Here is a 9,369-nt window from a genome sequence, read left to right on the forward strand (position 1 = left end):
GTTGAGTGCGAACTTGGGCAACGTGGTCGCAATGGTGCCAAATCATTTGAACCTGATGGTGAGGCTCGTCTCGGCGCGCACCGAACCACTGTTGGGACCTGTGAGGAGCACGGTCATCGAGTAGCTGTATACGTCATTGGGTCTTGGCTTGTTGTTGCCAGCTGTGTCTTCCAAGTTGAAGAAGCTAACCGGAATGTCCAGCGCCTGCCCGGTCCCGGTACCGGCTGCAAATGTGGTGGTCGAAGTATTCCCGCTGAAGTTGGACGCGGAGAATACGCTGGTTGAAGAAGGCTGGATCCCGATACTGGCGCGGACAGCGCCTACGGGTGCGATGATTACGCTTCCGCTGATGGCACCCACGACGCCCGTGATCCGGATCGCCGTGGGACCCGTGCCCCCGCGGTTCCCCTGGCTATAGGTGATGGGAGTTCCTGGATTCAGAATTGTCACCGTCGCGGAACCCGTCGAGGCCGATGCTGGCGGGACCGCAATCGTGGTCATGATGACGGGGACGGACCAGGCCACGCCCTTGACCACCCTGCGGCGGCTGAAATGGTTCTCTTCGCTGGCAATAACCTTCGCGTTCAAAACTTCAGACAAGTGTGTGCCCCCGTGGAGTTTTAGCTGCGCCCAGTCCTTGAAAGCCAGCTGCGTGGTTTTACCGGGTTTCTCCCGGCTTCTCCTACTCTTACGAACGGGAACAAAGATTTCCGCAAATGAGACTCAAGTTTCAGTCAATATTGGGACTTTTTGCTTTATATGGGGTTTGACCTGCGGTTATGAGAAGAACCAAAGGCCAAGGGGCGGCCGGTGGGCCGCTAAGAGGCTAGACAGCTTAACCGCCGAGGCGGATGAATGTTAGCTCCCGCTTCTCCTTATAAGCAAGTGGCGCTAAGGGCCGGACTCAGCCGAGAACGTAGTTCCGCCTTCATCCGTCACCATCTGGTCCGATTCGCTCAGGCCTGCTGCCGTGGAACAGTCGTCGCATCGGCCAACGAATTGGTGCGGGCAGGTGGCAAGGGTGATGCCGTCCCCGGTGGATAATCTGATTCGCATGGATTCCGCCGTTCCTGAATCGTCCCGGCTGGCGGGGGACTCATTGTTTCAGCCGCTGCGATGAGGGTGCCGGCGAATGCTGGGGCGGGAGCCTTCAATCGCGAAAGCCCTCGCCTCGCCGGCACTTCCCAGTAAACAACCAAGCGAAGCGGGAAACACGAGTAAGCAATACCCGTTCCTTTAGGCAAACCGTACCTACCTAGCCCAGATAGGCGGGACCTCCCAAAGCCCCCACCGGAGTTCCGACGGGCTCAGCCGCGGAACTGCGGCTGGCCCTTTTCTTGGAAGGCCCGGAAACCCTCAGCATAGTCGTCGGTCTTGCAGAGCCGTGCCTGCTCAACGTTCTCCTCCGCCATGGCCTCCCACAGGCCCAGGCGCTGGTCGCGAATGTGAGCCACCAGCTCCTTGCTGGCGGTGAACGCACCCGTAGCACCGGTAGCCACCTTGGCAACGATCCCACGCGTCGTCTCCAGCAGCTCCTCTGCTGGCATAGCCCTACTGAACAGCCCCTGCGCCACGGCCTCGGTCCCGCTGATCAGCTCCGCCGTGTAAATCAGGTCCAGCGTCCGGTGCATGCCCAGCCGCTCGGTGAAGTACCAGTGCCCGCCCGAATCCAGCGTGGCACCCAGCTTGGCGAACGGCGAGCCGAACTTCGCGTTCTCCGCCACGTACACCACGTCCGTGGCCAGCAGCAGCCCCAGCCCCACGCCCAGGCAGGCACCGTGGGCGGCAGCGAACGTCGGTGCCGGAAACGCGCTCATCTTCTTCAGCAGCGGCTCCACCAGCCCGCCCAGGTACGCGGCGGCGTCGTCATTCTCCGGCGTGACGTTTTGGATGTCCCGCCCAGCGCAGAAGGCGCGGCCCTCTCCTCGAAGCAGCAACGCCCGCACCTCACCTCGGGAGGCGGCGGCAGCAGCGTCGTCGTACGCCTGGGACAAATCCGCCAGCGCCTGCTCATCCAGCGAGTTCAGCTTGTGAGGTGCATCCAGCACGACCTCGGCGACGCCATTGTTGATGGAGAGGGAAATCATTCGGGCTCCTTTCGTTAGACGTCGAAGTCGACCGTGACTTCCTTGCTGGTGGGGTGGCTCTGGCAGGTCAGCACGTACCCCTTGTCCAGCTCATCCTGCTCCAGCGCATAGTTCTCGTCCATGGTCACGCTCCCGGTGACCACCTTGGCGCGGCACGTGCCGCACACTCCCCCGGCGCACGCGAACGGCACATCCGGCCGGACCCGCAGCGCGGCGTTGAGGATGGACTCGCGGGCGTGGGTGGTAGGCGCCGAGGTTGACCAGCACGGCGAAATTAGACTCTCCCAGGAAGACCTTGACTTCATCCGGGCGAAAGCGGAGACAGGACGGACTAACATCAGCCAGACACTGCTATCCTCCTGCGTTTCCGCCGGCGTGCTTGTTCTCAGTAGACGACGGTGCCGGTGGTCTCCACGGTGGTGCCGGAAATGGCGTTGCGGCCACTGACCTCAAGCTGGATTCCTGTCCTCCGCAACGGCGTTTCCAACGCCGTTGCGAGGTCCGGAATGACCCTGGTGTTGATGCTGTGAAGGACGTCCTGGATGTCGGCGCGGTTGTTTACCGTAACTTTCATCGCGAGCTCCGGTTCCGTGGCTGTGCCTCGCAGCAGCGCGGATGCACCCACAACCCCGGGAAGGGTATTGATCTGGCTTTCCACCGCAGAGCCCAGGACCGAGGCATCACATAGCGTGGTGCCGGAGGCGGGGTCCTGATGCAGCCGGTACCTGTCGGCGGAATTCCTTCGTGGAATCTGGGCCAGGATCCACAACAACCCCAGGGCGCCCATGGCAACGCCGGCCACCAGGACCATGGCTTTAGCAGAGGCAGGGCCGAAAACCGCGTCCAGGTCCCCTGTCACCACGGGACTCTCCGCGGCCACCGTTGCGGGGTTCATGGCCTGCAGTGTTCCGCTGGCCATCAGCAGAATCAGGACGCCGCCGGCCAGGGCGAGAATGCCAAGGATGACCAGGCACGTGCGGTTCAGCGCTCCGGCGTGTTGTCGCATGGGTGCCTTCTTTCCGTTATGCGGCCGCGGTCATTCCTTTGACCGGACGGACGCCGTGATCTTCGGGACCGGGTTGAGTCCGGCACTGGCCAGTTGAGTACTGACCTTGGCGATGACACGGTTGCGCAGCTCCCCTGTTTCATGCAGAGCCGTGGCCACGTTAAGGTGGACCGCGCGTGTCGAGGCTGTGGCCGATGCTGAACCGACGCCGTCGACGTTTTCACAATGGGCAGCCGCATAACGCGCAACCGCCCTCCGCGTCATAACAATCTCCTCCGGGCCTGCCACCTCGACCGGCCCCTCGTCCCCGAGCGCCATCAACCGCAAGGCGTTGAAGCGGCCCGGAATTAGTGCTGCCGCCAGCAGGACCAATCCCACGACCGACGCTGCGGCCCCGATAGCCCAGACTCCCGGATCGTTCCAGGTCAGCCCGGTCAGCCAATCCCGCGGTCCGGCCAGAAACGCCGGCCACAAACCCGTTACCAGCACGGCCAGCGCCGCCCATACCAGTGCCACGCCGGCGGCCAGAAGCAGCGTTCCCAGGATTAGAGAGGGCACAGCACGGCTGGGACGGTGCCGCAGGGGCGTGGCTTTCCCATCGCGCCGGCTCACAACAGCCTCCGGCGCCCGGCGTATTCATCGGCGGGTTTCAGCCAGGTAACCGTGATGTCGACCTGGCGCACCTCCACCCCGGTCAGGGCGTTGACGCGTTCGCTGATCCGGCGGCGCAGCTGTTCGGTTGCCTGACGCAGCGGCACCGGGTACAGCAACCCTATTTCCACGCTGAGTACGGCGATATTGCCCGCAAGCTCCACCGTAACTCTGGGCCTGGCGGAAAAGTCCGAATGTGCTCCAATGCCCAGAAACCCTCCTGAGGACCCACCCGCAAAGGACTCTTCGCTGGCCACCTGGCTGGCGATCTTCTCCAGCACCTTTCGGTCAAGGACAGTGCGCCCCCGCGAATCCAAGTCCCGGGAGCCGGCGGCTGCTGCGGTGGCATTCATCGGCTGGATGCTTTGCCGAACAATGCCTGCAGGTCCAGTTTTCCTTCCGCAACACGGCCTACTACCAGCCCAATCAAGCCAAAGAGGACTGCCAGCACCAGGGCATTGAAGCCGCCGAAGGCCAAAACGATTCCTAGTACCAGACCGACTGCCAGGCACCATCGTGTAGTGGACATGCGGCACTCCTTCCAAAATCGGTTACCGCCCTGAAGCGAGGCAGAGCGGGTGACGGGGTTATTCCAGAGTCTTCTTGGCGTCCTCTTCGGGCCGCTGCTCTTCATCGGGCAGATGGACATCGGTGACGTGGACATTCACTTCCAGCACTTCCAGGCCGGTGGCGCGCTCCACCGATTGGATGACATTGCGCCGGATGTCCTGGCTTACGTCAACGATGGACGTTCCGTACTCGACGACGATGCTCAAGTCGATGGCGGCCTGGCGTTCACCCTTCTCCACGCTCACCCCACCGCTGACATTCGTCTGGGAACCGGGAATGCGCTCTGTCATCGCGCCGAACGCGCGCCGTGCAGCGCTGCCCATCGCAAAAACGCCGGGAACCTCACGCGTGGCAATGCCGGCCAGTTTCTGGACCACGGTTTCCTCAATGGTGGTATTCCCCCGGTCCGTGTGCAGCAGGTCGGTGGTGCGGCGCGTCTCTACCGGGGCGTTCCGTTTCTGCCCCTCCTCGGTAGCCACCAAGCCACCGGACTGTCCAGGGAACTGCGGGGCTTCTGTCACGGGAACCATCTCCTCAATCACCGATGCGATGTTGCTTACATGGTTAAGGACGCACGCCACCGCCAAACGTCACGCGGACAGGCAAACTGTTTTGTCCCTGTTTCCCCGCACCGGGGAATTCCCATTACCGGCGCCGTCTGAAAACATTAGTCAATATGCCCCGGAAGCGTGGGTGGCGCGGTTCCGGGCAAAGGGGACGGCGGCGGCGATGGATGAACGGGAACCCGTTGTCCTGGCACGGCTCGACGATCTGGACGAGGCGACCGTCGTCGCCCGGGCCCAGGACGGCAACCTGGACGCCTTCGAATACCTCGTCGAGGCGTATCAGGGCAGACTTTTCCGTCTCGCTTTCCGGATGCTGCATGACCGGGGCGACGCCGAAGACGTCGTACAGGACACCCTCGTGGCCTGCTGGAGAAAGCTGCCGCTGCTGATAGACGTGCAGGCTTTCAGCGGGTGGCTTTACCGGATGGCCACCAACCGATGCCTGGACAGTCTGCGTCGACGGTCCAGTCACGCGGAGGTTGTCCAGGAACCGGCAACTCTGCAAATAACTGCGGAGGCCTCCACCGAACCGGGAGTCGTAGGCGATCCTGCGCGCGAAGCGGAAATCTCCTGCGAGATGGACGGCCTGGCCACAGCGCTGCTGGCCCTCCCGCCCGAGCAGCGCGCCTGCTGGCTCCTGCGGGAAATCCACGAACGCAGCTACGCTGAAATAGCCGCAACGCTGAAGGTCAGCGAACAGACGGTCAGAGGCCGCCTAGCCAGAGCACGCGCACAACTCACGGGAAAGATGAGTCAATGGCAATAGACGAAACCATTCCCCGCCTGGGCTGTGGCCGCAGCATCGACGAGGCCTGGGCTGGCATCAAACAGCCCCCGACCGCCCATGAGAACGGCTGCGTCCAGTGCCGGACGGCACGGGCCAGCCTGGCAAAGCTCGCGGAGGCTACCCGCACGCTTCGGTACAACGATGCCGAAGATGCTTCCCTGCGGCCGCATCACGGCGTCAAAGATGCCATCATGAACCTGGCCCGCGCCGAAGTCCGAAGGGGCAACCTGCTACCCGCATACCAGGCGGACCAGGGGGCCATCACGATCAGCGAACAAGCCATCACCTCAGTCATCTGGTCCGGCGCAGATGCCCTTCCAGGAGTACGCGCACGCCGCTGCCGCATCCACCCTGCCCCGGACACCACGGACGGTCCCCGCTCGGCGGGGACCGCCAACATCTCGGTGAACCTTCGAATCGCCGTGGCCTCCAGCACCGACATCCCCGGGACCGCCGAGCTGTTGCGTCAGCGGATCATCAGCATGATCACAGCACACGTTGGGCTCAACGCCGGAGCCGTCAACATCACCGTGGAGGATCTCTACGATGTCTGACCACCCCCTCGAAGCCCGGCTGATCAGCCACCACCTCGTTGCCGACCTTGCTGCCCGCACGGCCCTCGATACACCAGGTGTCCTCCGACTCGAACCAACCCTGAAAAGCCTTCTCACCCGATTGGGAACAGGAACAATCCAAAATCTCCGCAGGGCAGACACGCGTACCACTCCGGGCCGGCACGACGGCGTCTTCGTCACCGTCCACAGCGGCATCGCCGACGTCCAGCTCCAGATCGCTACCGATATCGGCTTCGCAGCGCTGAATGTCGCCCAGGCCGTGCGGGAGCAGATCGCCGTGACCATCAGCCACACCGGCCTCACCCCCGGGCGCATCGACATCTCGGTCCTGGCCATAGAGCACCCCACTACCGCCACAGCGGCCCACCCTCCCAGCCCCCTCTAAGACATCAGCATGGAGCCGGCATGAACTCTGGACCCAACAACCCTCAAAATCCGGCCGAAGGAAACACGGACGGAAACGGCCGCCACCAAGGCAAGGCGTTCTGGGCAGCGGCCATCCTCCTCCCGCCGGCGCTGCTGCTGTGGGGCGTCTGGATGCTGCTGACTGCCAACTACCTTCTCGGGGGGCCTGTTCGTCTTCGCTGCCATGGCCTCTCTGGCCTACTTCGCGGCCAGGCGCCGACGTGGCCGCCCTCCGCCAAGACCCTGACCGATCAGGTGAGGTCCGTCGTCGTCAAGCGCAGCCGTAGCCTCTTTCCGACGGCCAGAAAGGGTGCGGTCATCAACGCTTCTCCACTCATCCACCGGGTCATACATGCGGACGCCCGTGTCCATCCACTTCAAGCCTTGCAGCGTGGCCGGCTTTTAGACTCGTGTTCCAAAGGGTGAGCCATCAGACTGTCCTAATGAAGTGGACGCGTGCGAAGGACTGGCTGATTGGTGCTACTGCGATGGTCCTTGTCCTGGGGGTCGCGGTTGCGGTCCTCTGGTGGGCGGTGAGCGACCCGGCCAGCGGAAGCGAATCAGGACCTATGCCGTCGCCAACCCTGGGCGCCGAGCGCCCGCCGAGGGCTGAGTCTCCCGCCGACCTCCACGAGGACGAGGTGTGGCTCGCCGACCTCGAGCTGGACGCTGGGACAGTTGTGGCTGCGGGCTCGATGCTCCGGGACGTCCGGGCCGTCGGGCAGGACGTGGTCACGAGACCGGACGGGCTGATCGCCGCACGGCTCACCGTGGACGCGACCGTGCCGTTCGAGGCTATCGCCGACGAGCTTGGTGGCGGGACCGTATCCGCGCCGCCGACGGCGGCCAGGCCATGGTGGTCCGCACCGTCGAGGCCCTGGGCCGCGAACTGCGCGTCATCGCCACCGGTACGGTCGAGGTCGAGGCCGGCAGGCTTGTTGTCGAGCCGCGTTCAATTGACTTTGGCGGGCCGGACTTCCTCTCCGACGCCACCGCCGCCGTCGTGCGCAGGCTCGTGGCGATCGAGCACGACATCGAGGGCCTGCCCGAGGGCCTCGTGCTCCAGGATGTCGCCGTCCAGGGCGACGGTTTCCGGGCCAGACTGCTGGGCGAGGACGTCCAACTTGTCCCGTAGCTTCGCCAGCCCTGCACTGCTCTTGAAATTTCCATTTCTGGGCCCGAAGGCTATACCTATGACAGGTCGCCCGCCTGCGGGGATCCCCCTGGGACAGGGTCAAGTGGGGGGCCGACGACGGCTGCGGTGAGCGCCTGCGCTTGGGATGCCGCTAGGAGACTGGCGGGTTGTGCTGGGAAGCAAGCACGGCGAGGTCGTAAATGAGTTGTTGCACCTCACGTTCCCGGCCCCGGGAAGGTAATGCTCGAGATGCTGTAGGAGTTTTATTAGGAGGAGAGGGAACAGGCCGCTTTCTTGGCACAGGCAGCGCGCCAGTCAAAGCCGAATCAGTAAAGCTCACTCGTTCCATCCAACGTCCCCTCGTTGACCTTATTTCCCGCAGACGCGTCCACGAGTACTCGCAATTCCGCCTAGACGAGCTTGTAAGAACACACTAGGAAGCAGTTGGGCGGGACGGAAGAGTATTTATTCATCAGAATGATTTATTAGGCAAATCTTGAGGTGCGATCTGTGTCGCATGGATCCTGCCGTTCCTGAACGGTCCCGGCTCGCCGGGAGACCCATTAGTTTCAGCCCGCCGCTATGAATGGTGCCGGCGAGTGCTGGGGTGGGAGCCTTCGTTGCGAGAGCTCTCTCCTCGCCGGCACTTCCCAGTAAACAACCACCCGAAGCGGGAAACACGAGTAAGCGATACCCGTTCCTTCAGGCCGGACATACCTGCGTTCGCCCTTCCGGGTGTCGCTCTGCACCGACTCCCCACCTTCGCAAGCTCAGCTGGGGACCCCTGGCTGCGTGGGCCCAGGCTCAACTATCGGGTTGGGTTCGACAGGCTCAGCCGCGGAACTGCGGCTCCCGTTTCTCCTGGAAAGCCCGGAAACCCTCTGCGTAATCGTCCGTTTTGCAGAGGCGCGCCTGCTCGGCGTTCTCCTCCGCCATGGCTTCCCAGAGCCCCAGGCGCTGGTCCCGGATGTGCGCCACCAGTTCCTTACTGACTGTAAAGGCACCCGTGGCGCCGCGTGCCACCTTGGCCACGATCCCCCGAGTGTTCTCCAGCAGCTCGTCCGCCGGCATGGCCCGGCTGAACAGCCCCTGCGCTACTGCTTCGGTGCCGCTGATCAGCTCGGCGGTGTAGATCAGGTCCAGCGTCCGGTGCATCCCCAGCCGCTCGGTAAAGTACCAGTGCCCGCCAGAATCCAGCGTGGCGCCCAGCTTGGCGAACGGCGAGCCGAACTTTGCGTTCTCCGCCACGTACACCACATCCGTAGCCAGCAGCAGCCCCAGCCCCACGCCCAAGCAGGCTCCGTGGGCGGCAGCGAACGTCGGCGCCGGGAACACACTCATCTTCTTCAGCAGCGGCTCCACCAGCCCGCCCAGGTACGCGGCGGCATCATCGTTCTCCGGCGTCACGTTCTGGATGTCCCGGCCCGCACAGAACGCGCGGCCCTCTCCCCGAAGCAGCAACGCCCGCACCTCACCTCGGGAGGCGGCGGCAGCAGCGTCGTCGTACGCCTGGGACAAATCCGCCAGCGCCTGCTCATCCAGCGAGTTCAGCTTGTGAGGTGCATCCAGCACGACCTCGGCGACGCC

General features: G+C 63.7%; 14 protein-coding genes and 1 pseudogene. 5 read left to right on the forward strand and 10 right to left on the reverse strand.

The features are described 5' to 3' along the window. Nucleotides 1-42: 42 nt before the first annotated feature. The 9 genes and pseudogenes from CXQ88_RS14805 to CXQ88_RS14840 form a co-directional block, all read right to left on the reverse strand. Entirely contained in the window at nt 43-600 is a 558-nt protein-coding gene (locus tag CXQ88_RS14805; RefSeq protein ID WP_104044906.1) for a hypothetical protein, read from the reverse strand. 291 nt (nt 601-891) lie between these two features. After that, the gene (locus CXQ88_RS21885) at nt 892-1,056 is read right to left on the reverse strand and encodes a hypothetical protein (RefSeq protein ID WP_181037542.1); all 165 of its coding nucleotides are present in this window, start codon (nt 1,054-1,056) and stop codon (nt 892-894) included. Nucleotides 1,057-1,307: 251 nt separating this feature from the next. Next, entirely contained in the window at nt 1,308-2,087 is a 780-nt protein-coding gene (locus tag CXQ88_RS14810) for an enoyl-CoA hydratase/isomerase family protein (protein ID WP_104044907.1), read from the reverse strand. Between the two features lie 14 nt (nt 2,088-2,101). Continuing rightward, nucleotides 2,102-2,338, reverse strand: a pseudogene (locus CXQ88_RS14815) (2Fe-2S iron-sulfur cluster-binding protein); the annotation flags it as partial. Between the two features lie 134 nt (nt 2,339-2,472). Then, nucleotides 2,473-3,093 carry a hypothetical protein gene (locus CXQ88_RS14820; protein ID WP_104044908.1) on the reverse strand — a complete coding sequence of 207 codons (621 nt, stop codon included), beginning with the start codon at nt 3,091-3,093 and terminating at the stop codon, nt 2,473-2,475. A 30-nt stretch (nt 3,094-3,123) separates the two neighbouring features. After that, complete coding sequence (locus CXQ88_RS14825) at nt 3,124-3,705, reverse strand: DUF6286 domain-containing protein (protein ID WP_104044909.1); 582 nt, start codon at nt 3,703-3,705, stop codon at nt 3,124-3,126. After that, entirely contained in the window at nt 3,702-4,097 is a 396-nt protein-coding gene (locus CXQ88_RS14830; RefSeq protein ID WP_104044910.1) for an Asp23/Gls24 family envelope stress response protein, read from the reverse strand. Before CXQ88_RS14830 ends, CXQ88_RS14825 begins: the two co-directional genes overlap by 4 nt. Beyond that, nucleotides 4,094-4,273, reverse strand: a complete 180-nt coding sequence (locus tag CXQ88_RS14835) for a hypothetical protein (protein WP_104044911.1) — start codon at nt 4,271-4,273, stop codon at nt 4,094-4,096. The genes CXQ88_RS14830 and CXQ88_RS14835 overlap by 4 nt, the downstream gene beginning before the upstream one ends. Before the next feature lie 58 nt (nt 4,274-4,331). Next, nucleotides 4,332-4,844, reverse strand: coding sequence for an Asp23/Gls24 family envelope stress response protein (locus CXQ88_RS14840; protein WP_104044944.1), 513 nt, complete (start codon nt 4,842-4,844; stop codon nt 4,332-4,334). 199 nt (nt 4,845-5,043) lie between these two features. On the opposite strand from CXQ88_RS14840, the gene CXQ88_RS14845 reads away from it, so the two are divergent. The 5 genes from CXQ88_RS14845 to CXQ88_RS14865 all read left to right on the forward strand — a co-directional run bounded on the left by CXQ88_RS14845 (nt 5,044) and on the right by CXQ88_RS14865 (nt 7,782). Then, a complete protein-coding gene (locus tag CXQ88_RS14845) occupies nt 5,044-5,646 on the forward strand; it encodes an RNA polymerase sigma factor (RefSeq protein ID WP_104044945.1) in 603 nt (200 codons plus the stop codon). Further along, entirely contained in the window at nt 5,637-6,221 is a 585-nt protein-coding gene (locus CXQ88_RS14850; RefSeq protein ID WP_104044912.1) for a hypothetical protein, read from the forward strand. Before CXQ88_RS14845 ends, CXQ88_RS14850 begins: the two co-directional genes overlap by 10 nt. Beyond that, complete coding sequence (locus CXQ88_RS14855) at nt 6,214-6,627, forward strand: hypothetical protein (protein WP_104044913.1); 414 nt, start codon at nt 6,214-6,216, stop codon at nt 6,625-6,627. Before CXQ88_RS14850 ends, CXQ88_RS14855 begins: the two co-directional genes overlap by 8 nt. Nucleotides 6,628-6,647: 20 nt before the next feature. Next, the gene (locus CXQ88_RS14860; protein ID WP_104044914.1) at nt 6,648-7,073 is read left to right on the forward strand and encodes a hypothetical protein; all 426 of its coding nucleotides are present in this window, start codon (nt 6,648-6,650) and stop codon (nt 7,071-7,073) included. A 217-nt stretch (nt 7,074-7,290) separates the two neighbouring features. Beyond that, complete coding sequence (locus CXQ88_RS14865; protein ID WP_258061898.1) at nt 7,291-7,782, forward strand: LmeA family phospholipid-binding protein; 492 nt, start codon at nt 7,291-7,293, stop codon at nt 7,780-7,782. Between the two features lie 831 nt (nt 7,783-8,613). On the opposite strand, the gene CXQ88_RS14870 is transcribed toward CXQ88_RS14865, so the two are convergent. After that, the coding region (locus tag CXQ88_RS14870) for an enoyl-CoA hydratase/isomerase family protein (RefSeq protein WP_104044915.1) at nt 8,614-9,369 on the reverse strand (756 nt) is incomplete at its 5' end.

Origin of the sequence: Arthrobacter sp. ZGTC412, from assembly GCF_002929215.1 — a bacterium.
GTDB lineage: Bacteria > Actinomycetota > Actinomycetes > Actinomycetales > Micrococcaceae > Arthrobacter.

Coding starts and splice junctions, on each gene's coding strand:
- CXQ88_RS21885 (WP_181037542.1), bottom strand. CDS start 1,056: ATGCGAATCAGATTATCCACCGGGGACGGCATCACCCTTGCCACCTGC.
- CXQ88_RS14810 (WP_104044907.1), bottom strand. CDS start 2,087: ATGATTTCCCTCTCCATCAACAATGGCGTCGCCGAGGTCGTGCTGGAT.
- CXQ88_RS14820 (WP_104044908.1), bottom strand. CDS start 3,093: ATGCGACAACACGCCGGAGCGCTGAACCGCACGTGCCTGGTCATCCTT.
- CXQ88_RS14830 (WP_104044910.1), bottom strand. CDS start 4,097: ATGAATGCCACCGCAGCAGCCGCCGGCTCCCGGGACTTGGATTCGCGG.
- CXQ88_RS14835 (WP_104044911.1), bottom strand. CDS start 4,273: ATGTCCACTACACGATGGTGCCTGGCAGTCGGTCTGGTACTAGGAATC.
- CXQ88_RS14840 (WP_104044944.1), bottom strand. CDS start 4,844: ATGGTTCCCGTGACAGAAGCCCCGCAGTTCCCTGGACAGTCCGGTGGC.
- CXQ88_RS14845 (WP_104044945.1), top strand. CDS start 5,044: ATGGATGAACGGGAACCCGTTGTCCTGGCACGGCTCGACGATCTGGAC.
- CXQ88_RS14850 (WP_104044912.1), top strand. CDS start 5,637: ATGGCAATAGACGAAACCATTCCCCGCCTGGGCTGTGGCCGCAGCATC.
- CXQ88_RS14855 (WP_104044913.1), top strand. CDS start 6,214: ATGTCTGACCACCCCCTCGAAGCCCGGCTGATCAGCCACCACCTCGTT.
- CXQ88_RS14860 (WP_104044914.1), top strand. CDS start 6,648: ATGAACTCTGGACCCAACAACCCTCAAAATCCGGCCGAAGGAAACACG.